Origin of the sequence: Novosphingobium sp. B-7 (genome assembly GCF_000410615.1) — a bacterium.
Lineage (GTDB): Bacteria > Pseudomonadota > Alphaproteobacteria > Sphingomonadales > Sphingomonadaceae > Novosphingobium > Novosphingobium capsulatum.
The window spans coordinates 1,967-4,408 of sequence record NZ_KE148514.1 but is presented as its reverse complement, the minus strand read 5'-3'; the positions used below and the strand labels follow the sequence as shown (position 1 = coordinate 4,408).

At 65.7% G+C, this 2,442-nt stretch carries 2 protein-coding genes and 1 pseudogene; all 3 read left to right on the top strand.

Features of this window, described 5'->3' with window-relative positions:
- Window positions 1-315 (top strand): tryptophan 7-halogenase (locus H926_RS34350; protein WP_202804799.1); only part of this gene is annotated, 315 nt, incomplete at its 5' end.
- Window positions 316-331: 16 nt separating this feature from the next.
- Window positions 332-1,879, top strand: a complete 1,548-nt coding sequence (locus tag H926_RS0123465; RefSeq protein WP_022678405.1) for a tryptophan halogenase family protein — start codon at window positions 332-334, stop codon at window positions 1,877-1,879.
- Between the two features lie 142 nt (window positions 1,880-2,021).
- Window positions 2,022-2,442: pseudogene (locus H926_RS35295) on the top strand (alpha-glucosidase); the annotation flags it as partial.

The following is a 2,442-nucleotide window of genomic DNA, read 5'->3' as shown; positions in this document are numbered from 1 at the left end:
CGGCGCCCGGAGCCGTTCTGGCAGGCCGCGCGCGCCATGGACCTGCCCGATACCCTGCAGCAAAAGCTCGATAGCTGGCACGCGACGGGCAAGATCCCGCTGCTCGATGGGGAATCCTATCAAGAGCCGAGCTGGGCGGCGATCCTGCTGGGCAATGGCGTCTGGCCGCAGCGCCACGATCCGCTGATCGACGCGCTGCCGATCGACATGCTGCGCGCGCACATGGCCCGCCGCCGCGAGGATCTGGCGCGCATGGGCCGGTCTGCACCCGATCACCGCTTTTACCTTGCCCGCCATTGCCAGGCCGCGGCCTGACCGATCGGATCACCTCATGCCGCACGACACCGCGCCTTCCCACATCCGTTCCATCGTCATCGCCGGTGGCGGCACGGCCGGCTGGATGGTGGCTGCCGCGCTTTCGCGCACGATTGCCCCGCACCGTTGCCGCATTACGCTGGTCGAATCCGAAACCATCGGCACGATCGGGGTGGGCGAAGCGACCATCCCGCCGATCCAGACGTTCAACCAGGTTATCGGGCTGGACGAGGCGGCGTTTCTCCAAGCGACCAAGGGCACGTTCAAGCTGGGCATCGAATTTGCCGGCTGGCGCGCGCGAGGCCACAGCTATTTCCACCCGTTCGGCCGGCAGGGCAACGATTTTGGCGGCACGCAATTCCACCAGCACTGGTTGCGCGCCCAGGCGCTGGGTGATGATACCCCGCTCGGCGCGTTCTCGCTCAATGAACAGGCCGCTTATGCCGGCAAGATGCGGCAGCCCGATGGCGATCCACGCTCGGTCTATTCGACATTTTCCTATGCCTATCATTTCGATGCCACGCTCTATGGCCAGCATCTGCGTACCTTGGCCGAAGAGCGCGGGGTGGAGCGCCGCGAAGGGCTGATCGAAGAAGTCGTGCTCGATGGCGAGAGTGGCCGCATCGCCAGTCTGCGGCTGGACGATGGCGGCATGCTGGATGGCGATCTGTTTATCGATTGCACGGGCCTGCGCAGCCTGCTGCTGGGCGAGGCGCTGGGCGTGCCGTTCAAAGATTGGACGCACTTTTTGCCGTGCAACCGCGCCTTGGCCGTGCCGACCGACTGTGTCGACCTCATGCGCCCTTATACGCGCTCGACTGCTCATGAGGGCGGCTGGCAATGGCGCATTCCGCTGCAACATCGCATGGGCAACGGCATGGTCTACAGCGCCGAGCATTGGAGCGATGACCAGGCCCATGCCGCGCTGATGGCCAATTTGGATGGCCAGCCGCTGGCCGATCCGCGCCTGATCCGCTTTACCACCGGCCGCCGCGTGCAGAGCTGGGCCAAGAATTGCGTGGCGATCGGCCTTTCGGCCGGATTTCTGGAGCCGCTGGAATCGACCAGCATCCATCTGGTCCAGATTGCCGTGGCCAAGTTGCTCAACTGGTTTCCCGACATGGGCTTCGACCCCATGACCATGGCCGAGTTCAACCGCCAGATTGCCAACGAATACGACCGTATCCGCGATTTTCTGGTGCTGCACTATCACGCCAACGAACGCGACGGCGAACCGTTCTGGGACCAGTGCCGGACCGGCGCGATCCCGGACTCACTCGCTGAAAAGATCGCCATGTTCCGCCGCAGCGGGCGGCTGCTGTCGCGCGAAACCGATCTGTTTCAAGACGCCAGCTGGCTGGCGGTGCTGCTCGGCCAGGGCGCCATGCCCCAGGCCCATGATCCGCTGACCGAAAGCCTGCGCCCGCTGGAACTGGACCAGATGCTGCGCGGCATGCGCGAGCTGATCGGGCGCGCAGCACAGGCCATGCCCAGCCAGGCCGATCACCTTGCTAGGATCGGCGGCAGGATCGCCAACGCCCAGCGCGAAGCGGCGCTGGGCTGACCACCGGCCGGGAAAAGGCAAGGCGCGATAACCAGTTGCCAAGCCAGCATCGGCACCATAATGATAGCGCTATCACTCACTGCGCGGGTTGAACCACGGTTTGGCTGCGACAGAATTAACGAGACGGGAAGGGACCAATCGCATGAAGGCCAAGGCACGTATCTTCACCCTCGCGCTGCTGTTGCAGGCCGGTTGCGCGGTGCCGGCCCTGGCCGCGCCGCTGGCGGTGCTCGATCGCAACGGCGCGGCGGTGAGCATCGAACCCTATGCCCCCAATATCGTGCGCGTCACCATCGCCACTGATCCCGACGTGGCGCGTAGCGCGCCGGGCGAAGGGCCCAATGCCACGCCCGATGCCGCTGGCTGGACCCATGCCAGCGACAACGGGGCTGACGTGTTCCGTTCCGGCGACCTGGAAGTGCGCGTCGATGCGCAGCCCTGGCCCAGCGCGCCGACGATGATGGCCCGCTATTTCGCGCCGTCGCTGCCCAGCGTCTCGATCGGCTTTGCCCGCCCCGGCGGCGCCGCGCTCACGCGCATGAACAGCTGGGAAATGAGCCCGC

Excerpts from the sequence above, each read along its gene's own strand:
- H926_RS0123465 (WP_022678405.1), top strand. The coding sequence starts at position 332 with ATGCCGCACGACACCGCGCCTTCCCACATCCGTTCCATCGTCATCGCC.